This is a genomic window from Paraburkholderia sp. GAS33, assembly GCF_050436645.1.
Lineage (GTDB): Bacteria > Pseudomonadota > Gammaproteobacteria > Burkholderiales > Burkholderiaceae > Paraburkholderia > Paraburkholderia phenazinium_B.
In genome coordinates, this window is sequence record NZ_JBNDMP010000026.1 from 16657 (window position 1) to 41331 (window position 24675).

Consider the following 24675-nt stretch of genomic DNA (forward strand, 5'->3'; position numbering starts at 1 on the left):
AACAACTGTCCATACGTTCCACTTCCTGCTGGCTCACGCACCGCTATCGGCGCGCACACCCGCCGGTGTCGAAAGCGGATTGGCCACCACCAGACCCTCGGCCGGTAGCGCCCATTTGAGCCAACGGGCACGATGCAGCACGACCAGCGCGAAGGCGAGCGCCGAGATCACGCCAAAGGTCGCGAAGCCCATCTGGTAACTGCCCGTGCTTTCCTTGGCCATCCCCATGATGACCGGCAGATAGAAGCCGCCGATCCCGCCGGCCGCGCCAACGATCCCCGACATCAGGCCGGTCTTGCCCTTCCAGCGTTGCGGCACGAGCTGGAAGGTGGCGCCGTTGCCAAGGCCGAAGCACAGATAGGTGACCACCAGCAATGCGATGCCGGCCCCGAGCGGCGGCATCCATGCGGCGAACGCGAAGTCGCACAGCGAAATGCCGGCAAGCAGCAACACGAGAGCGCGAACACCCGAGATGCGGTCGGCGATCAGGCCGCCAATCGGACGCACCAGTGCGCCAGTAAACGCGAGCAGCGACATGAAGAGCCCCGCTTCGAGCTTGGGCAACTGATAGAGCGAGACCAGCAGCGTCGTCACGTAAGACGACATGCCGACGAAGCCGCCGAAGGTGATGCTGTAGACGAGCATCACGACCCACGTGTCGCCTTCAGCCAGCACGCTGCGGTAATGCTTCGGCAACACCGCGATGGCAAGCAGCGCACCCAGCACGGGCAGCAGTAATACCCCCGTTTTTCCGCCGCCGAGGACCCCCGCATGCACGGCCAGCACGAGCGCGATCAGTCCGCCCAACGTGATGCAGAAACTGCGGAAAGCGCGCGGCGCGCTACCCGATTTCGCGCCGAGGTCCTTCGCCCAGAAGAACAGCGCGACCGCCGCGAGAGCCAGCAACGGCAGCGCCGCGCCGGCCGCTTTGGCCCACCCGAAGTGGTCCGCGAGACTGGGGAACATGAAGCCGTCGAGCACTGCGCCGATATTGCCCGCGGCGGCGAGGCCGAGCACGAGGCCTTGCACCTTCGGCGGATAGTTGCTGCCTGCCATCGGCAAGGCCACGGCAAAACTTGCGCCGCCTACACCGAGGAACACGCCGAGCACCAGCAGCGTCACGTAGGACGGTGGCGTCGGCGACAACAGTAGGACAACTGAAGGCAGCGCGGAGAGCGCCACACCAAGCAAGGCGATACGGCGGCCGTCGTAAGCCTGGTACAGGTTGCCGAGCGTCACCCGCAGAATGGCCGCACCCAGCACCGGCACCGCGACGAGGAAGCCCAGTTCCGCGGGCGACATCGCAATGTCCTTGTGGATAAACGGTGCCAACGGGCCAAACATCACCCACACGGTGAACCCGGTATCGAAGTACAGAAAGCACGCTAACAAAGCACGCCAGTTGCCGCTTTTTAGCGAATCCAATAGGTGTTTCATGGGTCTCTCTCGCAGGGTGAAGGCGTTGAAAAATTCGCGGCAAAAAAAATGGAGTGCAAAAAAAAAGCGTCCCGAGTGCCCAGTGCGCTCCGATATCTCGGTGGCTTCTGGGTACTCGGGACGCCGTTGTCCCTGTGGGCCGCTTTAGACGGGCAGCCCCTCAAGTGTGCGATACGTTGAGGCCGTCGTTGGCCTCGCTACGTTGCAATGCAATAGATATGCCATGAGCGCAGCCGGCAGACGATGCGAACCGCGCCGACGCTCGCGGCCGATGCTTGCGTGATCCTGGCGAAGCGCTGTGGAATAAGGCTGAGCGACGCACCGGTCAAGGACCTTAACCAGTGAATTTGCGCGTGAAAACAGGGGTTTCTTTGCGACCGCGCTCTGCGTTCTCGCGATGAGTCGCGCGCTCTTCCGGCGCAGCATGAATTGAGTTGGTGCAACGTTGTGGTGCGTCGCACCATCTTATTGCACCGCCATGCAGTCCAAATCCCTGGCACGGCGCAAGCAGCAGCACCGATGTAGCGGTAACATCCGTACTCGCGCTTAAGCGAACGCTGCGTAGTGTCGCGTCAAGGCCGGTGTCAAAGCGTTCAGGCCCGCACCTTCCAGAAAGCTGACACCCCGGGCAAACCGCCTGCGCGTTCGAGCGGCCTCGAGAAGCCGCGCGATCCCCATTCTTCTATATAGACGGCATGTCACAGCACCCCAAGACAGTACGGCCCCTGGTCATCGCCGCGGTGATGGCCTCCATGGCAATGGTCGCCATCGAAGCCACCATCGTCTCCACCGCCATGCCGCAGATCGTCACGCAGCTCGGCGGCCTGCATCTCTACAGTTGGGTCTTCTCGTCATTCCTGCTCGCGCAGACCGCGATGACGGTTGTGTTCGGCAAACTCGCGGACCTGTACGGCCGCAAGCCCATTGTCCTGATCGGCATCGTCATCTTTCTGGTGGGTTCGGTGCTCGCGGGCTTTGCGTGGTCGATGCCGGCGATGATCGTGTTCCGACTGATACAAGGCGTCGGCGCCGGAGCCATCCAGCCCGTCACGCTCACGATCGTCGGCGATCTGTACCCCGCACGCGAACGCGGCAAGATCCAGGGCTACCTCGCGAGCGTCTGGGCTATCGCTGCCGTGATCGGTCCGATGGCCGGTGGCCTGCTGATTCGCGACCTGTCGTGGGCGTGGATCTTCTGGATCAACATTCCGATCGGACTCGCCTCCGCGGCCGGCTTTCTTGCGTTCCTGCACGAACATGAAAGGCACGGGCGCCCGTCCATCGACTTCGCAGGCGCCACCCTCTTCACCGTATCGATCGGCGCGCTGATGATGGGCCTCACCGACGTGGGCAGTTCCAGCGACGCGCTGGTGGCATTCGAATTCGCGCTGTTCGTCGTCTGCGGGGTCCTGTTCGTGTGGCAGGAGCGCCGTGCCGCCGACCCGATGATTTCATTTGCCTTGTGGGGTCACCGGCCCATCGCCGCCTGCAATGTCGCCACCGTGCTGTCGGGCATGGCGCTGATGGGCCTGACCAGTTTTCTGCCGATGTACGTGCAGGGTGTACTGGGCCGCTCGCCGGTGGTCGCCGGCCTCGCCTTGACCATGATCATGCTGGGCTGGCCGAGCGGTGCGACGCTCGCGGCCCGCTCGTTTCATCGGCTCGGCTTGCGGCGCACGCTGATCGGCGGCAGTGTGTTTTTGCCGCTCGGGGGCGTGTTCTTCGCGACGCTGAACCCGGACAGCAGTCCGGTGCTCGCGGGGATCGGCTCGCTGGTAATCGGCTTCGGCATGGGGATTGTCAGCGTCAGTTCGCTGATCCTGATCCAGGAAATCGTCGAGCCGTCGGAGCGCGGCAGTGCGACTGCGTCGAATCTGTTCTCGCGCAATCTCGGCAGCACGCTCGGCGCTGCCATGTTCGGCGCGGTGCTGAATTACGGGCTCGCGCATTCATCCACAATCGCCGCCGTGACCGCGGACCAGCTCCGGCAGATTCTCGACTCGGCGCCGGGCAATACTGCAAGTAGCGCGGCCGTGCGGCTCGCGCTCCATCAATCGCTGCATCTGACTTTCACGTCCATTCTGGTCATCACCGTGTTTTCCGTACTCTCGGTGATGCTGGTTCCTGCGATCAAGCTGAGTCAGGCGCGCGCAGCTTCAGCAAATTGAAGCGACGGAAAAGGCCGCATCCTTAAAGCATGGCGTCGAGCATGCGCGCAGTAATAACGCGCGCCGAAAATGCACGATTCTCGCGGCTCGGCTAGACTGCAAAAAATCGCCAAATAGAACGGCAGTGCTCATTCCCAGGTGGTTCAGTCAAGCCGCTGCGGGTCTGATGCTTGCTCGCGCAACCAGATTAATGCTCTGACGAATATGCGAACGGATTCTAGAGACAACTCCATCCCGATCGTTGCCACATTGAACACAGTGATTTGCCGCGGTGCGAATATTCAGCCCGCCCGTATGGCTCTAGAATGCCCTTCGTCATTCAGACAGCGAATTCATCGCGCAAACGGCCGATTGCGCAATTAGCACGAGGCAGGGCCCGTAAAGGGCAACACGTCGACAAGCAGCAGCCATGAGACGATTAACGGCGAGCTTGCAGCGCGTGTCTAAACAATAAACATCTGCCGATAAAACAATTTACTCGAGCGGTCGGAAATCCCAATGCGAACCAGCAAGCAACCTCTGCCAGGAAAACTTTTCCGCGCCTTAGTGTTTTGCGCGCTAACTGTCGGTGCAGCAGCGGCTCATGCCGACGAATTCGGTGTGCAAATTTCCGGAGGCGTCGCGGACCATGATGTAAAAAAAGCCGATCTCGGCTTTGTCTGGGACCCCGGTTTAACCTGGTGGGAAATCGGCGGATATCACTTTACCGTCGTCGGCGAGGCGCACGTCGCCTATTGGGACATCCGGGAATCCGATGCCGCCCACCCCGACATCTGGGAATTCGGTCTGACGCCGGTGTTTCGCTTCATCAAGAGCTCGGGATGGTTCCGGCCGTATATTGAAGGCGGTGTCGGAGTGCGCCTGCTGGACCATGTACGGGAGACGGAGGACCGCACCTTCTCGTCGTCGTTCCAGTTCGCCGATATGATCGGCGTGGGTGCGCAGTTCGGCGGCCATCAGCAATACCAGGCCGGTTTCCGCTTCCAGCATCTGTCGAACGCGGGCCTCGAGCACCCCAACCCTGGCGTCAATTTCAGCGAAATTTACCTGCAATACAACTTCTGAGCACAATCGCCGTGGCCGCGTTGTGGCCGATAAGCACAAGGTGTTCCTGAATCCGGCCACCGCGTGCTATCGTTGGGTTGCATCTCAGGACGGTTCGCGCACCGTCGGGAACCGAACGCAACTTGTCGTAGCGGGTATCGCCATGAGTGATGTACGCCTCCATCTGAGCCCACGCGACCGCGTGGAACTGCTTTGCTGGCTCACCTGCGGGAGCCTCGGCGCCTATTACCTCAATGAGACCTGGCCGGAACCCTCCTTCCACGTGCAGGCGGCCCACAAGTGGCTCGACCGTCACTTACGGGAAGCTGACTGGCTGAGTGTCGCCAAACTCTCCGCGATGGCGCTGGAGATCGCCGCCCGGCACGCACACTTTGTCGAAGCGGAGTGGGCCCGTGACGCCGTCGAAGAAATCCTCGACACCGACGACCTCGACTTCCAGGCGCGGCTCGTCACCCAGGTGCTGGGCGACTGCCAGTATGCGCTGGCGGACAAGCGCATCGCGGACTGAGCGCAAGCGGGCGCTGCCGGCCCGCAGGGGTTCGCGTCACTCGCCGCTACCTCGACGCAATGGTCGAAGAATTCCATCCGGCCAATGCAGCGCATCGCGCTTATCCTCCTGATTAATCAGGATTACTTTGCATTCGTATGATGCACTGTGTGTCACCCTGCGTTGACCCCACCGTCCGGCAAAGCGGTCGTCGCATGCACTCTACGAGTAGAGCCGAACGCCAAACGTTTGCGTAAGGGACCGAAAGGATTTTCTGCGCATCGCGCGCCCTCCTGTCCTCGCACAAGCCCGCCCCGTCTGAGGTTGCGGCATTTATTAAAGTGTATCCCCGCGCTAAAGAAATCGGCAAAAAAGTCGTTATACACGGGTAAGCGGCAGCAAAATATGCCGCCAGTGAGCGAGTCCGCAGAGACCGCTTGAGCAGGGCCAAACACTCCGCAGGGGAACACATTGAACCAGCAACAGTCGTCAAGGTCGCGGACCGCGGCTCCGGGCGAAGTCATCTTCTCCGAGGGCTATGTCGGGACCTCAGCCCTCTACGTCATTGCCGACGGCAAAGTCGAAATCTCCACACAGTGCGACGAAAAGCGGGTGATCCTCGCAACCCTGGGCAAGGGCGAAATCTTCGGCGAATCTGCGCTACTGCCGTCCGAGCCACGTGGTTCCACCGCAAAGGCGCTCACCTTCTGCCGTTTGACCGTCATCGAAACCAGCGTCGTCGAGGAGGAAATGGAGCGCGTCTCGCCTCTGCTGCGCCATCTGGTACGCACGATGATTCGCCGCACGAGGCGCAAGGACGAATTGCTCGCAACCTATACGCATGCCGACTTCCTGCCCGGTGTTCTCTCCTATGCGCACGTGCTGGCTCTGATGGCCGGCGCCGATACCCAGAGCCGTGCGCGCCGCGCGCCGGGCGAAGAAGTGTCGGTGCCGCTCGCCGAGGTCATCAGGAAGTGCCGCGCAATTGCAGGCCATTCCCGTTTGCACGTAATGGCCATGCTCAAACGGATGGAAAAACTCAATCTGGTGAGCTTCGATGCAGGACGCCCCGAGTACATCGGCAAGGGCGGGGTCGCGAGCGAAGACGGTGCAGCGGGCCGGCATATGGTCAGTTTTGACCCGATCCGCCTCATCGAGCGCGCCCAGCAAGTGGCCGATCACGAACTGGACCTCGCGATCACCGGCGAACTCGAGCTGATCGAACTGTCCGATCTGGAAGCGTTGATCGGTGTCGAAAAGCAGCTGATTCTCAAGAAGCTTTCCCACTCGGAAATCGCTGAGGATATCTTTGCGTTTCGCAAGAGCAAGGTGCTGAACTACGTCGAAGAGCACGGCACGGCCTATTTCTCGAAGCGAAAAATACGTACCCCCAGCCAGCTCGAATCGCTAGGCGATCTCGAGTTTGTCGACCAGCGGACGCTGTTCGACGCCGTGAGTGCGTTCGACACTTACGACCTCGCCAAGCTGCTTGCCACGATGACTGATCAGACGATCGCCGACCGGCTGCTCTCGGTCATGACGCAGGCGCGCCAGAAGGAGATTTCGTGGATCATGCGACGCGACATCAAGATCGATCCGCTCGAGATCCCGGAGATAGAGCAGCGCTTTCTCGAGCTGGTGAAGAGCATCAAATCGCCTTCAGTGAATCCATCGGTCCCGATCGGGTCGCCCATCTAGGCCGCCGCGTGCCATTGAACCGGTCCAACGCACAATCCTTCAATTGAATTGTCGAGGTCTTGTATGGATTTCCTGACGCTGTGTGGCGCGGTTGTGGGCATCGCGGCCATTGTGCTGGGCTTTGCGCTGGAAGGTGGACGGTTTGCGTCGCTGTTCCAGCTTGAGGCGCTCGTGATCGTGCTGGGCGGCACAATCGGCGCCGTGATGGTTCAGAACAGTTGGGGCCGCTTTGCCGATGGTGTCAGGCAGCTTCGCTTCGCCTTCATCGCCGCCAAACCGGTCGATCAGGAAAACCTCTCTGTGCTGCTCGAATGGGGACACAAAGCCAAGCTGAACGGCATGCTCGCGTTCGAATCGATGGACCCGGCAGGCATTCATCCGTTTGCCAAACGCGGGCTCGAGCTGATCGCCAATGGCGTTTCCACCGCTGTGATCGAAGACGCTTTGCAACGCGAACTGGATGCCTACGAGCGCAACCACATGGCCGCGGCGCGGATCTGGCTGCAAGCGGGCGGCTACGCACCGACCTTCGGCATCCTCGGCGCCGTGCTAGGCCTGATCCAGGTGACGGGGCACATTCTCGAGCCCGAGAGACTCGGCCAAGGTGTGGCGGTCGCCTTCGTGACGACGCTCTACGGCCTCGCGCTCGCCAACATACTGTTCCTGCCCATCTACGGCAAGATCAAGGCGCAGGTGGATAGCGAACTGCGCTACCGGAAACTGTATTTCGATGGACTGCTTGCCATCTCGCGCCGGGAGTCGCCGCAAACCATCGAGACGCGCCTCACCGGCGACGTGCGCGAGCGCTCAAAAGCATTGCTGGCATAGCACGCATGGCTCTCGCAGGCGAAAAGCCCAATCCGAAGCTGGACGATGACGCCGAGGCTCGCCCCGAGCGCTGGCTTCTCTCGTACTCGGATCTTGTCACCACGCTGATGGTGCTGTTTCTGGCGCTGTATGCGATCCAGCTGGCGAAGTACCACGAACTGGAAATCAAGCTTCTCGAATCCGCGCGCAGCGTCAAGAACGACAGGAGCCCTGCCGGCATCGCCGCACATGGCGCGGCGAACGGCCAACAGGAAGCGGTGCGAGCCGGGTTGTTGTCGCTCCTGAGAGCGCTGCGCGACAGAGGCCAGATCAATATCGACGAAGAATCGGGCAGCGTGGAAATCAGCATCAATGCAAAAATCCTGTTTCGCGCGGGCGATGCGCACTTGCTGCCGGACTCGACCAGCGTGCTCGATCAGGTGGCTGCGGCGTTGAAGGGCTACTCCACTCGCAACATCCTGGTAGAAGGTCACACCGACAGTTCACCGATCTCCAACGCCAAATACGAATCCAACTGGGAGCTGTCGTCGGCACGCGCCGGCGCCGTGGTGCGGTTCCTGGTGGATAAAGGCATCGAACCGCAGCGGCTGGCGGCCATCGGCCACTCCGACAATATCCCTCTGTTGCTTGGCGACGACGCGGCAGCTCGCGCAGCAAACCGGCGCGTGACGATACTGGTGCAGTATTAGCTATCCGGTGCCTGTTGCGGCGCCACCGCGCATTTCCACACTTTCCAGGCTCAGACGAAAGCCAGTGCTGCTACGCTATACGTGCAGACACCGCGCGCCGCGCGCGCCATAAGACCTGCCCCGCCACCCGTACGGAGCTTTCATGAGACACCATCGCCCGCGACCACCGAGTTTTCAAGGCGAGCATTCCCATGCCGATCTGCGCGATCTAACCTTGACGTTCGCACCGATCGCCGTGTTCGTGGTGCTGGTGATCACGCTGGTGATCTGGCTGGTGGATCCGGCGCCGCCGCATACGATCGTCATGAGCGCCGGCCCGCACGACAGTTCGTTCCTGCAGGCCGCCAACGAATACAAAAAGATTCTCGCCCGTAACGGCATCACGCTGAAGGTACTGGAATCGGACGGCTCGCTGCAGAACCTGCAACGGCTGCTGGACCCCAAACAGCATGTGGACGTCGCGCTGGTGCAAGGCGGCGTAACCGATGGGCTCGGGGCCTCCTCGTTGATGTCGCTCGGCAGCGTGTTCTATGACCCGATCGTGGTGTTCTATCGCGGCAGCGGCATTACGCGGCTCGCGCAACTCGAAGGCAAACGCATCGCCGTGGGCCGCGAAGGCAGCGGCACGCGGGTGCTGGCGCTCAACCTGCTGGCCGCGAACGGCATCGTGCCGGGCCAGAACACGACGCTGTTACCCGCCGACGGGCTGGAAGCCGCCACGAAGCTGGTCTCGGGCGACGCCGATGCCGCGATACTGAACGGCGATTCGGCCACTCGCGCCCTGATGCTGCGGCTGTTGCGCGTGCCCGGTATCTCCGTGATGGACTTCGAGGAAGCGAGCGCCTATACGCGGCTCTTTCCGTATCTGGATGAAATCGACCTGCCGCCCGGCGTGCTCGACCTGCGCCACAAGATCCCGAACGACACCATCCATCTGATCAGCCCGACCGTGGAAATCATCGCGCGTACCAGGCTGCACCCCGCCATCTCCGATCTGCTGATCGAAGCTGCGCAGGAGATTCACGGCATGCCCGGCCTTCTGCAGCACGCGGGACAGTTTCCGAGCCCGATCCAGCACGAGTATCCGATCAGCGACGACGCGCAGCGCTACTACAAGACCGGCAAGAGCTTTCTCTACCGCAATCTGCCGTTCTGGCTGGCGAGCGTCGGCGATCGCACTCTGGTTCTGCTGCTGCCAGTCGCCGTGCTGCTGTTCCCCGCCATGCGGCTGGTGCCGGCACTGTACCGCTGGCGTGTCCGCTCGCGCATCTATCGCAACTACGGTTCGCTGATCGCAATCGAGCGCGAGGCGCTGAAGGATCCGTCGCAGGCCCAACGCGATGCGCTTGTCGAGGAGCTCGACCAGATCGAAGACTCGCTCAACAGCCTGCGCATGCCGCTCGCCTACGCCGATGCGTTTTACGTATTACGCGAGCATGTCGGCTTCGTGCGCTCGCGCCTCGTTCAAGGAAACGCATAGCGGCGAGCTGCACTGCCCTGCTCCGTCACGTTCTGCGAACGCAGGTTAGCGACACTGCGGCGAAAAAAAGTGTATGTTGCCATGTGCCTGCGGAGTCGCTCCGCCAACCCAGCCAGCCCTCGTCTTCGGGAGACCGCAATGATGAACCTCAGCGCGCTGGACCTCTCGCGATTGCAGTTTGCGTTCACGGTATCGTTCCACATCATCTTCCCGGCGATGAGCATCGGCCTTGCCAGCTTCATCGCCGTGCTCGAAGCGGCGTGGCTGAAAAGCGGCAAGCCGCACTACAAGGAACTGTGCCTGTACTGGTCGAAGGTCTTCGCAATCGGCTTCGGCATGGGCGTTGTCTCCGGCGTGGTGATGGCGTACCAGTTCGGCACCAACTGGGCCGGCTTTTCGAAATTCGCCGGGCCTATCACCGGACCGCTCCTCACCTACGAGGTGATGACCGCGTTCTTTCTCGAGGCCGGCTTTCTCGGCATCATGCTGTTCGGCTGGAATCGCGTGGGACGCAAGGCGCACTTCGGGGCGACGCTGCTGGTCGCCACCGGCACGCTGATTTCCACCTTCTGGATTCTCGCCTCCAATAGCTGGATGCAGACCCCGCAGGGCTTCACGATCGAGGACGGTCACGTAGTGCCGCAGGACTGGCTGAAGATCATCTTCAACCCCTCGTTCCCCTACCGGCTCGCCCATATGGCGATCGCCGCGTTCATCGTCGGCGCGCTGGTTGTTGCTGCCACCGGCGCGTGGCATCTGTTGCGCGGCCGGCGCGACCCCGCCGTCAAAACCATGTTTTCGATGGCGCTCTGGCTATTGCTGGTGCTCGCGCCGATCCAGGCGCTGGTGGGCGATCAGCATGGCCTGAACACGCGCAAATACCAGCCTGCGAAGATCGCGGCTATCGAAGGTCTGTGGGAAACCGAGCACGGCGGAACCGCGCTCAACCTGATCGGCTTTCCGGACATGCAGGCCGAAGTGACCCGCTACGCGATCCAGATTCCGCATCTCGGCAGCCTGATCCTGACGCACTCGTGGGACGGCGAAATTCGCGGCCTGAAAGAGTTTCCGAAAGAGGACCGGCCGAATTCGTCGATCATCTTCTGGACCTTTCGCGTCATGGCGGGCCTCGGCATGCTGATGATCTTGCTCGCGTTGATCGGACTGGTGCTGCGGCGCCACGGCCGTGTTTACGAAAACCGTCTGTTCCAGCGCATCATGGTGGCCATGGGGCCGGCCGGATTCGTGACGCTGCTTGCCGGCTGGGTGACGACCGAAGCGGGCCGCCAGCCGTGGGTGGTATACGGCGTGCTGCGCACCGCGCAAGCGGTGTCGCCGGTGACCCAGCAGGACGTGAGCGTGTCGCTGATGATCTTCGTGATCGTGTATTGCCTGGTGTTCTGCACGGGCATCTACTACATCCTCAAGCTGCTGCGTATCGGTCCAGCCTACGAGGACGCAGGGCCGCGCAATGCGAGCGCCGCCGATACGAACAGCAGCGGCCGGCGGCCGCTCGCCGCAGTCGAATGATGCGCCCGGTGGAGCAGGAACCGGCACCCGTGGCAAACGGCAACATCCCGCGAACCTCTACTCACCTGAAGCGGAGCACAGCATGGACGTGACGACGATCTGGGCCGCAATCATCGCCTTGGGGCTCTTCATGTATGTCGCCCTCGATGGCTTCGATCTCGGCATCGGGATGATTTTCCCGTTCTTCCCCGACGACGGCGAGCGCGACCTGATGATCGCGACCATTGCGCCAGTCTGGGACGGCAACGAAACCTGGCTGGTGCTCGGTGGCGCAGCGCTCTTTGCGGTGTTTCCCGCGGTCTATTCGATCGTGCTCTCGGCGCTGTATCTGCCGATCGTCACGATGCTCGTCTGCCTGATTTTTCGCGGCGTTTCCTTTGAAATCCGCGAGAAGGCAACCCGCACCAAAAACCTCTGGAACCTCGCCTTCATCGCCGGATCGGGTGGGGCGTCGTTTTTTCAGGGCGTCATTCTGGGCGCCTACCTGCAGGGTATTCCGGTAACGAACGGCGTGTTCGCCGGGCCGCCGTTTTTCTGGCTGACGCCGTTCAGCCTGCTCACCGGCTTTGGCCTGATGGCGACATACGCATTGCTCGGCGCCTGCTGGCTCATCATGAAGACCGAGGGTGACCTGCAACATCGTCTGCACGAGGTCGTGCGTCCTCTCACTTTCGTGCTGCTCGGCTTCATGGTGGTGGTGTCGATCTGGACGCCGCTGACCGACGCGAAAATCGCCGCGCGCTGGTTCGATTCGGGCCTGCTGCATCGCTTGCTGCCGGTGCCGTTTCTCGTCGTGATTACCGCGCTGTTCATGCTCCGCGCGCTAAGACGCCGGCACGACAACACGCCGTTTCTGCTGACGCTGCTGCTGATCCTGCTCGGCTACATTGGCCTGCTCGTGAGCATCTGGCCGTATGCGATACCGTACGCCATCACGCTCCAGGACGCCGCTGCGCCACGCTCGAGTCAGCTCTTCACGCTGGTGGGTGCGGTAATCATCCTGCCGGTGATTCTGATCTACACGACACTCGGATATCACGTGTTCCGCGGCAAGTCTGCGCCGGGTGCGAAGTACCACTAAGCTTTGACAAGGTACGCTGCAATGCGACTTTCCTGGCCCCCGCCTACACAAAAGCAGACCGCTTCTTCGCTTGCGCAACCAGGCACGGCGAAACGCCCTGCTCCTACGCGGCTCAAGCGCGTGCTCTGGTTCGTCGCCCTGTGGTGCGCAGGCGTGGCAGGGGCAATGTTGCTCGCGCTGCCATTCCGCCTGTTGATGCAGGCTGCCATGCGCTGAGGCCGGCAACACCGTAAGTACCGTCAGTAGCCTGAGCTGACGCAAAGCGAGCCGAAGCGCTCGGCTCACGCCTCCCGAACGCCTTGCACGCGTTCCTGCAGGAACTGCACAAAGGTGCGCACCTTGCTCGAATGGCGGCGATTCGGCAGGTAAGCCGCGTAGACCGCCGACCGGCCGGCATGCGGATTGATTTCGGCGTCGGCAAACAGGCGCACGAGGCGGCCCGCGCGAATCTCCGCTGCCACCAGCCACTCCGGCAGCAAGGCGATGCCACGGCCCGCGAGCACCGCTTCCAGCAGGATGTCCGGATTGTTGGCAATCATGCGGCCCTCCACTTCGACGCGCACCTCGGTCTCGCCCCGCAGGAAAGTCCAGATCTGGCGCGCGGGCCGATAGGTTCCGCCATAGCCGAAGCGCAGGCACTCGTGCGCGGCCAGTTCCTGCGGCTCGGACGGCAGGCCGCAGCGCGCGAAATACGCGGGACTCGCGACCACGAAGCGCGCGTTATCGGCCAGTTTTCTGATGACCAGGTGTTCGTCACGCGACGGCAGGCCGATCCGGACCGCGACATCGATCCGCTCGGCGGCAAGATCGACGTAGTAGTCGCCGACCACGACGTCGAGCACCATGCGCGGATAGGTGGCGAGAAAGCTCGCCAGATGCGGCGCGAGTTGCAGCCGGCTGTACGCGGTCGGCACGGAAATGCGTAGCACCCCGACTGGCGACGCCCCGCTATCGAAGATGCTGTCGTCGGCCACCGCGAGATCGTCGAGTACCTTGCTGATCTGCTCGACGTAGGCCGTCCCGGCATCGGTCAGGCTAACGCGCCGCGTCGTGCGGGTCAGCAACGCGGTACCGAGCGAAGCTTCAAGCGCGTCCATCAAACGTGTGACGGACGAAGTGGCAACACCCAGCCGCTGGGCCGCTTTGGAAAAGCCACCCGCCTCGGCCACTTCCAGCAAGGTATTCAAGGCAACCAGCTTGTCCACTTCCCGACCTCCTCCGGTAACGTCGAGGCCGGACCCAAGGGGTACAACTCGACGCCTGGCGTTGCGCTGCACGCAACGCCAGGTTGCTCAATGGACGTATTCTACTCACGGATCGCAACCGATATCCTATGCGGGTTCGTCAATCAGGATTTGCCATGACCTCCAACTCACCCGCCGCCAGCGCAAATGGCGGCACCGTCCAGATGACTCGCGGCCTGACCGCGATGTTCGCCTTCTGCTGCGGCGCGATCGTCGCCAACATCTACTACGCCCAGCCGATCACCGAACTGATCGCACCGGACATCCATATGACGGGCGGCACGGCCAGCCTGATCGTCTCGCTGACGCAGATCGGCTACGCCCTGGGACTGTTCTTCCTCGTCCCGCTCGGCGATCTGCTGGAAAACCGCAAGCTGATGATCACAACGGCGCTCGTCGCCATCGTCAGTCTCGCGCTGGCCGCCGTGACACGTCAGCCAAGCGCGTTTCTGGCGATCTCGCTACTGGTCGGGTTCAGTTCGGTTGCGGTGCAGATCCTGATTCCGTTGGCGGCGCACCTCGCGCCCGACGAAACGCGCGGCCGCGTGGTCGGCAACATCATGAGCGGCCTGCTGCTCGGCATCCTGCTGTCGCGGCCGCTCTCAAGCGTGGTGGCCGGGCATTTCGGCTGGCGCGTCGTGTTCGGCGCGGCCGCTGTGGTGATGGCGATCGTGACAACCGTGCTCGCGCTGACGATTCCGCCGCGCCAACCCTCGCACCAGGCGACCTACTTCCAGTTGATCCATTCGCTCGGCGAACTGGTCGCTACTTTGCCGGTGCTGCGTCACCGTGCGCTCTATCAGGGCTTGATGTTCGCTACCTTCAGCCTCTTCTGGACCACCGTGCCGATTGAGCTGACACGTCATTACGGGCTGTCGCAGAACGGCATTGCGCTGTTCGCCCTGGTCGGCGCAATTGGCGCCACCTCCGCGCCGATTGCGGGACGCCTTGCCGATGCGGGCCACTCGGTTAGCGCAACACTGGTCGCGCTGGTGATCGCCGCGCTCGCCTTTACGCCCTCGCTGATTCATCCCGCGTGGGGCGTGGGCGGTCTCGTCGTTACGGGTGTCGTGCTCGACTTCGCCGCGCAGATGAACATGGTGATCGGCCAACGTGCGATCTACGGCTTGCATGCGGCGAGCCGCAACCGTCTGAATGCCCTGTATATGACGAGCATTTTTATCGGCGGCGCGCTCGGCTCGTCGCTCGCGAGCACGCTGTATGAGCACGGCGGCTGGACCTTGACCGCCATCGTCGCGAGCGTGTTTCCGCTGCTCGCGCTGCTGCATTACCTCACGATCGGCAGGCCGGTCGCGGTCGCAATGGCCTGACTGGCAATCAGCACACCCCGCTTTACCAGGACGAATACAGCGAGCACAGCCTGGACCAGGCACAAGGAATGCTGCGACACGGTGGATGAGCACGCCGGAAGCTTCGCTTGCCGGCGCCTCGACGCAAAATCCACCCGGCCCGAAACCAACTAACGGTAACCGCAGGCCAAATCAAGGTAGGATTATCGACTACTCTCAATCCGCCCCGCCGCCAGGAATCCCATGCCAAGCCAACACGCAGCCAGCGTCTCGCTGACTGTATCCCCGCGCCAGTACGCCGTCGCGCGAATCGCACGATGAGCACGCCAGCGCGATTTCCGGTAGTTGGCATCGGCGCCTCCGCGGGCGGTATCGAAGCGCTTGAAGGGTTTTTCCGCGGTATGCCTGAAGAGCCGGAGCTGGCCCTCGTGATCGTTACGCATCTCGGTCCCGCACGCGACAGCCTGTTGTCCGAGATTGTCGGGCGCTATACCACGATGCCGGTGCATGTGGTGGTAGACGGCGAGCCGGTCCAGAAGAATCATGTCTACGTGCTGCCCTCGGACGCCATGCTCGGCGTCGAAAAGCGGCATCTGCGTCTCCATCCGCAAAACGCGTTGCACCGCGAACGCAAACCGATCGACGTGTTTTTCAGCTCGCTCGCCGAAGACCAGGGCGAACTGGCGGTGTGTGTGGTGTTGTCCGGCGGCGACTCGGACGGCACGCTTGGCCTCAAAGCCGTCAAGGAACGCGGCGGCCTGACGATGGCGCAGGTTGCCGACGGTTTTGGGCCGCAACACGCCAACATGCCGGATAGTGCCATCGCCACCGGGCTCGTCGACTACGCGCTGCCAGTCGAGGCAATGGGCAACAAGCTGGCGGAGTTTGCCCGCAGCGCTTACGTGCTGGACGACATTGCGTTCAGCGCCAGCGCCCAGGAAGAGCTGCAAAAGATCGAGCAGGCGCAGGCGGAGATCTACGGCATTTTGCGCGGCCAGATCAGCCACGACTTCAGCGGCTACAAGCTCAAGACCTTCATGCGACGTGTGCAGCGGCGTATGCAGGTGGTGCAGATCGGTCATCTGGAAGCGTACGTTGCACACCTGCGCGATCATCAGCAGGAAGTCAACGCGCTGTTTCGCGATCTGCTGATCAACGTGACCAACTTTTTTCGCGACGCCGAAGCGTTCGATGCGCTTGCCGAACTGGTCGTGTCCAGGCTCTTCGAGGCGCGCGGCATCGACGATATCGTGCGCATCTGGGTTCCCGGTTGCGCCACCGGCGAGGAAGTGTATTCGCTCGCCATCCTGCTGCGCGAGCATATGGATCAGCTCGCGGTCGTGCCGCGCGTGCAGATCTTCGCCACCGATATCGACGACCGGGCCCTCGCCGTCGCACGCGCCGCCAGGTATCCGGCCGCGTTGCTCGGCAGTGTCTCGCCCGCACGGCGCCGGCGCTTTTTCATCTCCGACGGCGGCAGCTTCGCAGTGGCCAAGGAAGTGCGCGACCTGTGCATTTTCTCCCCACACAACGTGATTCGCGACCCGCCCTTCTCCCGTATCGATCTGGTCTCCTGCCGCAACCTGCTGATCTATTTCGGTCTGGACCTGCAAAGCCAGGTGATCCCGACCTTCCACTATGCACTGCGTCCGGACGGTTATCTGTTCCTCGGCGCCTCCGAGAGCGTGAGCCAGTTCGACGATCTGTTCGTGCCGCTCGAGAAAAAACATCGTATCTTCCAGCGCCGCTCGGATGTCATGCCACGCGTGCGTCTGCCGCTCACGGTGTCGGCCTTGCGCCCAGGGCAAACGCACGAACTCACGCCGCGGCGCGTCCAGCCCGGTGGCGCGGCGTTGCGCCAGATGGTCGACACCCAGGTGCTCGAGCGATTTGCCCCGCCCCATGTCGTGGTCAACCGGGAAGGCGATGTCGCCTACTATTCCTCGCGCACCGGCAAGTATCTCGAAGCGGCGCCCGGTGCGCCGACCCGGCAGATTTTCACGATGGCACGCAAAGGCATACGCCTTGAACTGCGCACGGTGTTTCGCGAAGCAGTGGAATCGGGCCGCACCGTCACACGCGACGGTATTGCGATCGAGGAAGACGACGGTCGCGTGCAGGTGGTCAGCCTGACTGTGGAGCCGCTTGCCACACGCTCCGGCGCCGATCCGCTCTATCTGGTCCTGTTCGTCGATCAGGGTCCCGTACTGAGCCGCGAGGAAGCGTTAAACCGCGCGCAAGCCACCACCACCGGTACCGCGCTGCAGATGGAGCGCGAGTTGCGCGAGACGCGCGAGCGCCTGCAATCGATGATAGAGGAATATGAAACGGCGCTCGAAGAGCTGAAGTCGTCGAACGAGGAACTCGTTTCGGTCAACGAAGAACTGCAGTCGACCAACGAGGAGATGGAAGCGTCCAAGGAAGAACTGGTGTCGCTCAACGAAGAGCTGCACACCGTCAATACCGAACTGAACGGCAAGATCGAAGCGCTCGACCGCGCGCGGAGCGACCTGCAGAACCTGTTCGACAGCACTGCGGTCGCCACGGTGTTTCTGGACAACAGGCTGGTGATTCGCAGCTTCACGCCGGCCATGTCCGAGGTGTTCAATATCCGCGCGGCCGACCGCGGCCGACCTATCACCGATCTGGCGAGCCGCCTGCGGCTCACCGGCTTCGACGAAGCGATCGCCAGGGTTGTGGCCAGCGGCGAGGTTATCGAGCGCCGGGTCGACAGCGACGATCACCAGATGCATTACCTTGTACGCCTCGCGCCTTATCGAAACGGCGATGACAAGGCGGAGGGCGTAGTGGTCACCTTCCTCAACGTGACGAGCCTTACGCGCGCCGAGCAGCGCCAGAAGATCCTCGTTGCCGAACTGCAGCATCGCACCCGTAACCTGCTGGCAGTCGTGGAATCCATCGCCTTCCAGACGCTCGGCAAAGGTGCGCCGCTGGAAACATTTACCACCCGGCTGAGCGCATTGGGCCGCCTGCAAGGATTGCTCGGCAAAGCAACCGACGAGCAGATCGAACTCGGTGAGATCGTCCGCATGGAGATCGAGACCATTGCCGGCAGCGCCGCCGAAAACGTCGCCATCTCCGGTCCGACGGTTCCGCTCGGCCTCGAATACGTGCAGAACATCGCTCTCGCAGTTCATGAACTCGCCACCAACGCCGTGAAATACGGCGCGCTGAAGAGCGGCCAGGGCTATCTCGACATCAGTTGGCGTCTGGAAGATCAGCAACAGGACCATTCCTTGCTGGTACTGGAGTGGCGGGAAAGCGGTCTGCCGCAGCCCCCGGAATCGACGCGCCGCGGATACGGGCGGCAGTTGATCGAGCAGGGCCTGCCTTTTTCGCTCCGCGCGAAAGCCGAACTCGTCTTTGGCGAGGATGGCGTTTCGTGCCGGATCGCCATGCCGCTGAGGCCGGAGCGGCCCACGGGTCACACTTGAATCTTTCGGAGACAGCCATGGGACAAAGCGCTGAGCTGCAGGGGCGCCGCATTCTCGTGGTAGAGGATGATTATCTGGTCGCGCAGAGCCTGTGCGCGCTGCTCGAGGAAGCGGGCGCCACGATCGTCGGTCCGTTCGGCTGGGCAGACGAAGCGCTGAAGTTTGTCGAAGCCCACCGGGATGCCTTCGATAGTGCCGTGCTCGACGTCGACCTGCATGGCGAGAAGTCCTATCCGATTGCGGACTGGCTGGCCGGACGCGATGTCCGCTTCGTCTTCACCACCGGCTATGGCGCCGATGCGCTCGATCCCGGCTACCTGCGCTATCCGCGCTGCGAAAAACCCTTCGATGTACGAAATCTGTTCGTGGCGCTCACGAGCAGCTAGCCGACGACGCCGGTCGACACGACAGATCGGCTCTTCCGCAGAAGCCTTTCGCATCCCTTACTTCCCCGCCGCTTATTGACAGATCCTTGACGGTGCCTCGCCGCCGCGGTCAGAATGCTGCCTGTCATAGCTTCCGGCCCCGCATCCGCATGTCGCAAATCACGCATAGCCACGATGCCGTACACGAACTGCCCGACGCCTGCCCCAACTGCGATGCGCCGGTGCATGGGCCGTATTGCGCGCAATGCGGCCAGGAAACCGTGCACGAAATGCCGACCTTGCGCGAATTCGCGCATGAGTATCTGCATCATTACGTGGCCGCGGAAGGCAAACTCGTCCCCACCGTCAGGATGCTGCTGCTCAAGCCGGGGCAGCTCACGATCGAATATCTCCAGGGGCGCCGGCGCCGCTATGTGAAGCCGCTGTCGCTGTATGTGACGTTCAGTTTTGTGTTTTTTCTGCTGCTGGGCTGGACCACCGTCATGACGCCCACGCCCACCGTTGTGACGCTCGACGATAACCGCACCGTGCCCGCCACTCAGGTCTTCTCCACCCTCGCCGCCTCGGAGACCGATCCGAATGGCAAAGCGGTGCTGGGGTTCCTCGACAGGCACATGAACTGGGTGTTTCAACCGGGCAAACTCGCCGCATTCAACGACCACGTTTTGCATCGCCTGCCGTATACGGTGTTCGTGCTGATGCCGGTGTTTGCGGCGATGTGTGGGTACGTCTACCGGAAGAGGCGCCAGAACTACGGCATGCATCTGCTATTTACGGTGCACCTGCATGCGTTTATTTTCCTGGTGTTTCTGCTTTGCATGATTCCCGGTGTGCGGAATTTTGGCGGCTGGGTCATGCTCGTGGTCCTGGTCTATCTGATTCTCGCGCTCAAGCGCGTGTACGGCGGTCGCTGGTTGCCGCAAGTGGCGCGAGGCGTGCTGTTGTGGACCGGTTATGGGGTGGTCACGGGCCTCGCGCTAACGGTGCTCGCATTCGTCTCGACCGATCTCTGGCATATGTCCTGAGCGCGCGCCAAGCGTCGAGTCCGTTGCACGCGTCGGCATCTAGAAGCCGACGATAAAGCGCGTCCCCGCGGCCAGACGGCTCACGCTCAGCCGCCATTCATGCGCGACGGCGATTTCCTTGCAGATGGCGAGCCCCAGGCCCGCGCCGTCATGTCTGACACCGGGCGCGCGCCAGAACCGCTTGAACAGAAAAGGCAGGTGCTCCTCGCGGATACCGGGCCCCGCATCGCTAACCTCGATCGAAGCCGCGCCTATGACAAGCCACACGACGCTATTGGGCGGCGACACATTGATCGCGTTTTCGACAATGTTTTTCAGCAGGATGAAGAGCGCACTGCGGTCCGCCCACACAGAGGCCGGCGCGCCCGATGAGTCGAGTTCGAGTTTGACCTGCTTCGTATCGGCCTTGCGCCCGAGGTACGCCAGGACGTCGCGTGCCACGTCGACCGTACTCACCTCACCGAACGTGAAATTCTGCGCCTCGCTGACTTCGGCCAGATGCAACAGCTGGCGGACCTGGCGCGCCATCAGATCGATCTCGCGAAGCAGGAGTCCCTTGTCCTCGATACCGGGCTGCAATTCGATCTGACCGCGGACCAGCGTGAGGGGCGTCTGCAGTTCATGCGCCGCCGAAGCGAGAAACTGCTGCTGCACGGTGAAGCCGTTTTCCAGTCTGCCGAGCGCTCCGTTGAACGCCTCGATCAGCGGCTTGATCTCGCTCGGCATGCCTCGCAACGACAGCCGTGTCGTCAGATTGCGCGGCGTAATCAGCGCAGCTGCACTCGACGCCTCCCGCAGCGGCTTGAGTAGCCGATGCACCGTGACCGTCAACGTCAGGCCGAAAATAATCGCGGCGATGGAGGTGATGATTCGCACGTTGGCGGGAATCTGCCGAACCTTCGTACCGATCATTGCATCGAGAAGACGTGCGCTCGTTGCGATCTGCGCATAGAAATGCGCCGGTCCCTGCCGCAACTGGAGCGTCGTGATGTCGAACGATCTGCCGTCCATCTTTACCTGCTCGATATGGCCGACAGCCGCAGCAAGGTCGCCCGGAACCCAGGCCGGACCGTTCTGCGCGTTCGCCGAGGCGAACAACACCTGGCCCTGCTCGTCGAGTACCCGGTAGTGAATCTCGGTCGGTGCCGCCGAAAAAATCCAGGCTTGCTCCGCGGGCAGATTGACGGAGACGGGACGGCCAGCGCCATCGAAGCGGACGCCGCTTGCGAGCTCCTTCGTGTGCTGAATCAGGTCGTGCCGCCCCAGCATCTGTTCCGGGTAGTGGTTGAACGCATAGGTGACACCCATGGCCAGCACGGTCAGCGTCAGCGCCAGCGCAACGATGCTGGTCACCCATAAGCGCGCGGACAGACTTCGAATCCAACGATTGAGCATGGTGAAGAAGGTGAACATGGTGAGCGGGCCGCCTCAGGACAATGATGGTGCGCCGGTCGACGCGGGCGTGGCCTGCAGCGCGAAGCCCGCACCCCGGATGTTGGCGAGCCGCAGCCTCGTCCCCACCGTCGTCAGCTTCTTGCGCAGCCGGTGTACGGTCACCTCCAGGGCGTTGGGCGTAACGGCTTCGCCGAGGCCCCAGGCCGCATGTTCGAGAGCGGCGTGGCGAACGGTCTGGCCGCCGGCTTTTACGAGGCACAGCATGATCTGCAGTTCGGCCTGCGCGAGCTGAACCGAGCGGTGCGCGCAGCGCATGGCGTGCTGCTGCCGGTCGACCGTGATGTCGGCAAACTCGGCAATCAGCGCCGACAGCGCCGGCGGCCGGCGCATCAGCGTGCGCACGCGCGCTACCAGTTCGCTCATGGCGAACGGCTTGGTCACGTAGTCGTCCGCTCCGCTCTCCAGTCCGTCGACGCGGTCGTGCAGCGCGTCGCGCGCGGTCAGCATCAGACAGGGCATCATCTGGCCCGCTGCGCGCAACGTGCGCAGAAAGGCGAGGCCATCGCCGTCCGGCAAACCGCGATCGACGATCAGCACGTCATAGTCGGCGCGGCTCACGCCGTAGCTCGCCTCGGAGACGGTGTGGAACAGATCGGCCTCGATTCCGGCCGCCGCGAGCGCCTGGCGCACCATCTCCGCGAGGCGCTCGTGGTCTTCGACAATGGCTACCCGGGACATGATGGTGCGCTCATTTGAACTGATAGAGGTAAGCGAGCCGCACCGCAGGAAGGTAACTGCGTCCTACGATGGGGCTGTCGGAGATACCGCTCGTAAAGTGCTTGACGCCGACGTCCAGCACCAGTTTCTGCTGACGCGTGATGCTGTAGTTGACGCGCGTGCCGAGCGATACGTCGTAGGCGGCGGTGCCAGTGTACTCGGGGCGTCCTGCCCGCGCTTCCGACGCCCGCACGCCGTAATAGTAGTTGACGTAGTCGCTGCTGAGCCATTCGACGCCACCGTACGGTTGCAGCGAGAACTTGCCGAAATCGAACGACTTGCTGTAGTCGATTTTGGCCCGCTCGCCGCGGTTGCCGCCCAGCAGATAGTCGGCCGACAGCGTACCGAAGCCGGTCTTCCAGGCGAGCGCCGGGCCGTACCAGAACGTAGGATTGCGATTCTGCATGCCGTTCAGGATGGGCGCGTCGTCGTTCCTGTAGCCATCGGCGAGGGCATAGTCGCCGCGCAGCGCGACGCTCACGTTGTCCCAGGTGCCGATCTTCAGGTCGATCGTGGTGCCGAGGGCATGGATCCATTTGTCGTCGAAGGAAATCAGCGGAATCGGCGTGTATTTGGTGTCGCCGCTTTTGTACGGCGACGCGGCGACGCCGGCTCCTACGCCAAGGCCCCAATGCGTCACGTTGGTCGCGTTGCTCAGGACGGTGAAGCCGGAGTCGTCGGGGCCGGATTGGGCGTCGGGGACGCCCTGTGCCCATGTGCTCGCCGAATACAGCGCCACGGACGCAAACGTCAGCAGCAGAGGATACCTTCGACAAAAAGGTCTTTTCACGGTTGTTCCTAAAGTAGTGGGATCAGGCGGTCTCGACTTTAGGAGCGGGCGACTTACCCGTTACTTACTCAAACAATCAGCGGCTCGTCGATGCGATGCGACGCCGCGCTCGCCGCGGCGCATAGGCTGGTCCGCGAACGCCCGCAACGACCGGTAGCCGCCGGTAAGTCTTGGGTAAGTCGCGTGCGTGCAGCATGGATGCCCTCGTCCCCTTCTCTATCCGACGGCACGGTCATGCCCCTGAAACCCCGTCTTGCGACCGCGCTGCGTGCCAATCTCCTGCTGTTCGCGGTGTCGATGGGCGCTGCGGCTGTGCCGTGTCTTGGCCTGATCCTGATGTTCGGCATGAGCGAGGCCGGCATGCCGGCGCTGGTCTATCTGGGCGGCATGCTGCTCGGTGCAGGAATGATCACGCTGGTGGTGCGCGGCCACGCAAGGCGTGCGTTCGAAGATGCAGATCTTGCCCGCAAGGTTCAGGTGTATGAAAAGCCGGCTTTCGAAGCGTCAATTGCCGGCGACTGCGCACAACCGTGGCTCGTGCAGTTGCACCTTGAATTGCGGGGGCTGCGGTGCCGGGACTGATTGCGCACTTCTCAACGCGAGGTGCGGACGTTTTGCACCCCTCGTCCTGTTGCAAAGCGTTTTACGGTTATTACCATCTGTTGCCGCTCGCTTGCGCCCGCTCACGCCTGCGCCAGACACCGCGCCCGAAAGCGTCTATTGGCACGCAATGGTGAAAATTTCAAGCTTCACGCTTTGTTGCATTTGCGTAACTCAAGGGTTCTTTCGCAGCGCTACAGTTAAGCCGTCATCCCCACACGTATGGAGGTCAACATGAAAAGCAAACTCTTGATCAGCCTCGGTCTCGGGGCAGCTATCTTCGGTGTCTCGCAGTTCGCCAATGCGGGTGTCGGTATCGGGATCAACCTGGCGTTGCCGGCGCCGGTTTATGTCGCGCCTGCTCCGGTTTATGCACCGCCGCCTCCGCCGCCTGCTGTCGTAGCCTACCAACCGGTTGTGGCGGCACCTGTTGTCGTTTCGCCGTCGCTGGTTATCGGTTGGCATAGCGGGCAATACTGGGACGGGCATCGCTGGTGGTCGCGGCATGACTACTATGGGCATCGGCACTGGTAATGGCGCGTGGTTTTAACGCGTGATTATCCGGTCTTTCGTTGGCCTTTCCCTGATCTGTTCGTGATCCTTTAGTGTCGCCCCTGCGCGGGGCGACACTTACTTTAGCGCGTCCGACGTCGTTGCGTGGACAGATGCATTTTCTATCCGGAAGAGACAGCAAACGCTAGCCGTCCTGTCCTGCCCTGAAATGGCGGGCGGCATGTGACAAGACGTCAGTCTGCAAGGATGCGATGGTCGTGCAAGCCGTGCTGCGCGTCGAGCCCGCGAAATGCGGCACTGACCTATGGATAATTCGGCTTCGTTGCCAATCTACCCTAGTGCGTGAGATCCGGATTCTGTTCAGTCGCACACGCGCGCAATGACGCCGCGATGGCGGGCTTTTTTATTTTGTCAAAGACATCCGCCATCTGCGCCTGCGCAACCGGATCGCCTTCGAGCGCAGCACGCCAGCGCGCCAGCGCAACGATTCGATCGTATTGAGCGTGCCGTCGCTGTTCGCCCGGACTCACGCCTTTATGCCTCGTCGACGTATGCCTTGAGGCTCCATTCCTCAGTGGTGCGGTATGCGCGCATGCCTAGCAGCCAGTCCAGGCCAGGAATTGGACGGGGATCCTTCAGGGCGAGTGGCGGCATCGTCTCGCCTTTCCTGAAACGGCGCGTCGCGTCGTAGCTGACCGAAGCAAATCCCCGGACACA

The 24675-nt window shown here is 62.3% G+C and carries 22 protein-coding genes and 1 pseudogene; 16 read left to right on the forward strand and 7 right to left on the reverse strand.

Going from position 1 to position 24675, the window contains the following annotated elements:
* Nucleotides 1-33: 33 nt before the first annotated feature.
* On the reverse strand, nt 34-1437 hold the full coding sequence (locus tag P3T24_RS37830) for an MFS transporter (protein WP_429441783.1): 1404 nt from the start codon (nt 1435-1437) through the stop codon (nt 34-36).
* Nucleotides 1438-2132: 695 nt separating this feature from the next.
* On the opposite strand from P3T24_RS37830, the gene P3T24_RS37835 reads away from it, so the two are divergent.
* The 10 genes from P3T24_RS37835 (at nt 2133) to P3T24_RS37880 (ending at nt 12679) form a co-directional block, all read left to right on the forward strand.
* On the forward strand, nt 2133-3605 hold the full coding sequence (locus P3T24_RS37835) for an MDR family MFS transporter (RefSeq protein WP_429441784.1): 1473 nt from the start codon (nt 2133-2135) through the stop codon (nt 3603-3605).
* A gap of 498 nt (nt 3606-4103) precedes the next feature.
* Entirely contained in the window at nt 4104-4670 is a 567-nt protein-coding gene (locus P3T24_RS37840) for an acyloxyacyl hydrolase (RefSeq protein ID WP_074264475.1), read from the forward strand.
* Nucleotides 4671-4812: 142 nt separating this feature from the next.
* Complete coding sequence (locus P3T24_RS37845; RefSeq protein WP_074266053.1) at nt 4813-5178, forward strand: hypothetical protein; 366 nt, start codon at nt 4813-4815, stop codon at nt 5176-5178.
* A gap of 450 nt (nt 5179-5628) precedes the next feature.
* Nucleotides 5629-6855, forward strand: a complete 1227-nt coding sequence (locus P3T24_RS37850) for a Crp/Fnr family transcriptional regulator (protein ID WP_429404912.1) — start codon at nt 5629-5631, stop codon at nt 6853-6855.
* Between the two features lie 63 nt (nt 6856-6918).
* The gene (locus tag P3T24_RS37855; RefSeq protein ID WP_074264473.1) at nt 6919-7683 is read left to right on the forward strand and encodes a flagellar motor protein; all 765 of its coding nucleotides are present in this window, start codon (nt 6919-6921) and stop codon (nt 7681-7683) included.
* Between the two features lie 5 nt (nt 7684-7688).
* Nucleotides 7689-8372 carry an OmpA family protein gene (locus P3T24_RS37860; protein WP_429441786.1) on the forward strand — a complete coding sequence of 228 codons (684 nt, stop codon included), beginning with the start codon at nt 7689-7691 and terminating at the stop codon, nt 8370-8372.
* 142 nt (nt 8373-8514) lie between these two features.
* Complete coding sequence (locus P3T24_RS37865; RefSeq protein ID WP_429287024.1) at nt 8515-9852, forward strand: TAXI family TRAP transporter solute-binding subunit; 1338 nt, start codon at nt 8515-8517, stop codon at nt 9850-9852.
* Between the two features lie 141 nt (nt 9853-9993).
* Nucleotides 9994-11382 carry a cytochrome ubiquinol oxidase subunit I gene (locus tag P3T24_RS37870; protein WP_429441799.1) on the forward strand — a complete coding sequence of 463 codons (1389 nt, stop codon included), beginning with the start codon at nt 9994-9996 and terminating at the stop codon, nt 11380-11382.
* 82 nt (nt 11383-11464) lie between these two features.
* A complete protein-coding gene (gene cydB, locus P3T24_RS37875; RefSeq protein ID WP_429287025.1) occupies nt 11465-12463 on the forward strand; it encodes a cytochrome d ubiquinol oxidase subunit II in 999 nt (332 codons plus the stop codon).
* A gap of 21 nt (nt 12464-12484) precedes the next feature.
* Nucleotides 12485-12679 carry a DUF2474 domain-containing protein gene (locus tag P3T24_RS37880; protein WP_074264469.1) on the forward strand — a complete coding sequence of 65 codons (195 nt, stop codon included), beginning with the start codon at nt 12485-12487 and terminating at the stop codon, nt 12677-12679.
* Between the two features lie 65 nt (nt 12680-12744).
* Here the strand turns inward: P3T24_RS37880 and P3T24_RS37885 are convergent, their stop codons facing one another.
* The gene (locus P3T24_RS37885) at nt 12745-13668 is read right to left on the reverse strand and encodes a LysR family transcriptional regulator (protein WP_074264468.1); all 924 of its coding nucleotides are present in this window, start codon (nt 13666-13668) and stop codon (nt 12745-12747) included.
* Nucleotides 13669-13823: 155 nt separating this feature from the next.
* Between P3T24_RS37885 and P3T24_RS37890 the strand changes: the two genes are divergently transcribed.
* The 4 genes from P3T24_RS37890 to P3T24_RS37905 all read left to right on the forward strand — a co-directional run bounded on the left by P3T24_RS37890 (nt 13824) and on the right by P3T24_RS37905 (nt 19883).
* Nucleotides 13824-15038, forward strand: coding sequence for an MFS transporter (locus P3T24_RS37890; RefSeq protein ID WP_074264467.1), 1215 nt, complete (start codon nt 13824-13826; stop codon nt 15036-15038).
* A 296-nt stretch (nt 15039-15334) separates the two neighbouring features.
* Nucleotides 15335-18472, forward strand: coding sequence for a CheR family methyltransferase (locus tag P3T24_RS37895; RefSeq protein ID WP_429441789.1), 3138 nt, complete (start codon nt 15335-15337; stop codon nt 18470-18472).
* A gap of 17 nt (nt 18473-18489) precedes the next feature.
* Nucleotides 18490-18858, forward strand: coding sequence for a response regulator (locus P3T24_RS37900; RefSeq protein ID WP_074264465.1), 369 nt, complete (start codon nt 18490-18492; stop codon nt 18856-18858).
* Nucleotides 18859-19007: 149 nt separating this feature from the next.
* Nucleotides 19008-19883: a DUF3667 domain-containing protein gene (locus tag P3T24_RS37905; protein WP_429441791.1), complete on the forward strand. Its 876-nt coding sequence runs from the start codon at nt 19008-19010 to the stop codon at nt 19881-19883.
* A gap of 39 nt (nt 19884-19922) precedes the next feature.
* Here the strand turns inward: P3T24_RS37905 and P3T24_RS37910 are convergent, their stop codons facing one another.
* From P3T24_RS37910 to P3T24_RS37920, 3 genes are read right to left on the reverse strand one after another with little or no spacing between them, the layout of a single operon-like run.
* Nucleotides 19923-21296, reverse strand: a complete 1374-nt coding sequence (locus P3T24_RS37910; RefSeq protein WP_429441793.1) for an ATP-binding protein — start codon at nt 21294-21296, stop codon at nt 19923-19925.
* Nucleotides 21297-21311: 15 nt separating this feature from the next.
* A complete protein-coding gene (locus tag P3T24_RS37915; RefSeq protein ID WP_429441795.1) occupies nt 21312-22016 on the reverse strand; it encodes a response regulator transcription factor in 705 nt (234 codons plus the stop codon).
* Between the two features lie 10 nt (nt 22017-22026).
* Entirely contained in the window at nt 22027-22845 is an 819-nt protein-coding gene (locus P3T24_RS37920; protein WP_074264462.1) for a MipA/OmpV family protein, read from the reverse strand.
* A 234-nt stretch (nt 22846-23079) separates the two neighbouring features.
* Here P3T24_RS37920 and P3T24_RS37925 point away from each other — a divergent pair, with 234 nt between their 5' ends.
* Together P3T24_RS37925 and P3T24_RS37930 are read left to right on the forward strand one after the other, a co-directional pair.
* The gene (locus P3T24_RS37925) at nt 23080-23427 is read left to right on the forward strand and encodes a hypothetical protein (RefSeq protein WP_429441797.1); all 348 of its coding nucleotides are present in this window, start codon (nt 23080-23082) and stop codon (nt 23425-23427) included.
* A gap of 252 nt (nt 23428-23679) precedes the next feature.
* Entirely contained in the window at nt 23680-23979 is a 300-nt protein-coding gene (locus P3T24_RS37930) for a hypothetical protein (RefSeq protein ID WP_074264460.1), read from the forward strand.
* Between the two features lie 314 nt (nt 23980-24293).
* Here P3T24_RS37930 and P3T24_RS37935 read toward each other — a convergent pair whose 3' ends face one another.
* Nucleotides 24294-24488 (reverse strand): hypothetical protein, encoded by a 195-nt coding sequence (locus P3T24_RS37935; RefSeq protein ID WP_429404893.1) that lies wholly within the window; start codon nt 24486-24488, stop codon nt 24294-24296.
* Between the two features lie 4 nt (nt 24489-24492).
* Nucleotides 24493-24675, reverse strand: a pseudogene (locus tag P3T24_RS37940) (SEL1-like repeat protein); the annotation flags it as partial.

Bases quoted from the DNA above. Each gene is read 5' to 3' on its own strand.
- P3T24_RS37830 (WP_429441783.1), bottom strand. From the start codon at position 1,437: ATGAAACACCTATTGGATTCGCTAAAAAGCGGCAACTGGCGTGCTTTG.
- P3T24_RS37835 (WP_429441784.1), top strand. From the start codon at position 2,133: ATGTCACAGCACCCCAAGACAGTACGGCCCCTGGTCATCGCCGCGGTG.
- P3T24_RS37840 (WP_074264475.1), top strand. From the start codon at position 4,104: ATGCGAACCAGCAAGCAACCTCTGCCAGGAAAACTTTTCCGCGCCTTA.
- P3T24_RS37845 (WP_074266053.1), top strand. From the start codon at position 4,813: ATGAGTGATGTACGCCTCCATCTGAGCCCACGCGACCGCGTGGAACTG.
- P3T24_RS37855 (WP_074264473.1), top strand. From the start codon at position 6,919: ATGGATTTCCTGACGCTGTGTGGCGCGGTTGTGGGCATCGCGGCCATT.
- P3T24_RS37860 (WP_429441786.1), top strand. From the start codon at position 7,689: ATGGCTCTCGCAGGCGAAAAGCCCAATCCGAAGCTGGACGATGACGCC.
- P3T24_RS37865 (WP_429287024.1), top strand. From the start codon at position 8,515: ATGAGACACCATCGCCCGCGACCACCGAGTTTTCAAGGCGAGCATTCC.
- P3T24_RS37870 (WP_429441799.1), top strand. From the start codon at position 9,994: ATGAACCTCAGCGCGCTGGACCTCTCGCGATTGCAGTTTGCGTTCACG.
- cydB (WP_429287025.1), top strand. From the start codon at position 11,465: ATGGACGTGACGACGATCTGGGCCGCAATCATCGCCTTGGGGCTCTTC.
- P3T24_RS37880 (WP_074264469.1), top strand. From the start codon at position 12,485: ATGCGACTTTCCTGGCCCCCGCCTACACAAAAGCAGACCGCTTCTTCG.
- P3T24_RS37890 (WP_074264467.1), top strand. From the start codon at position 13,824: ATGACCTCCAACTCACCCGCCGCCAGCGCAAATGGCGGCACCGTCCAG.
- P3T24_RS37895 (WP_429441789.1), top strand. From the start codon at position 15,335: ATGAGCACGCCAGCGCGATTTCCGGTAGTTGGCATCGGCGCCTCCGCG.
- P3T24_RS37900 (WP_074264465.1), top strand. From the start codon at position 18,490: ATGGGACAAAGCGCTGAGCTGCAGGGGCGCCGCATTCTCGTGGTAGAG.
- P3T24_RS37905 (WP_429441791.1), top strand. From the start codon at position 19,008: ATGTCGCAAATCACGCATAGCCACGATGCCGTACACGAACTGCCCGAC.
- P3T24_RS37910 (WP_429441793.1), bottom strand. From the start codon at position 21,296: ATGTTCACCTTCTTCACCATGCTCAATCGTTGGATTCGAAGTCTGTCC.
- P3T24_RS37915 (WP_429441795.1), bottom strand. From the start codon at position 22,016: ATGTCCCGGGTAGCCATTGTCGAAGACCACGAGCGCCTCGCGGAGATG.
- P3T24_RS37925 (WP_429441797.1), top strand. From the start codon at position 23,080: ATGCCCCTGAAACCCCGTCTTGCGACCGCGCTGCGTGCCAATCTCCTG.
- P3T24_RS37930 (WP_074264460.1), top strand. From the start codon at position 23,680: ATGAAAAGCAAACTCTTGATCAGCCTCGGTCTCGGGGCAGCTATCTTC.